A 333-nucleotide genomic window follows, 5' to 3' on the forward strand; every position below is an offset into this window, starting at 1 on the left:
ACGACATTCAGACCGCTGAAGATATCCAGGATGCCTTGAAAGATCTTCTTGGCGGGACCATTAAAGAAATGATGGAAGCAGAAATGGATGATCATCTTGGCTATGAAAAGTCTGAACGTTCTGACAATGACGATTACCGGAATGGCTATAAGCGCAAACGGGTAAACAGTAGTTACGGCTCTATGGAAATCGAAGTCCCGCAGGACCGCAAATCAACCTTCCAGCCGCAGGTGGTTAAAAAACGTCAGAAAGATATTTCGGATATTGACCAGAAGATCATATCCATGTATGCAAAGGGAATGACAACCCGGCAGATTTCAGAGACCATAGAGG

Annotated in this window: 1 protein-coding gene; it reads left to right on the top strand. The window is 44.7% G+C overall.

What is annotated here, in order from left to right; genetic code table 11:
* Positions 1-333, top strand: a 333-nt coding sequence (locus H6A20_RS14105) for a transposase (RefSeq protein WP_207750421.1), incomplete at both ends; no start/stop codon positions are given.

It is taken from the genome of Mordavella massiliensis (assembly GCF_016901695.1).
Taxonomy (GTDB): Bacteria; Bacillota; Clostridia; order Lachnospirales; family Lachnospiraceae; genus Claveliimonas; species Claveliimonas massiliensis_A.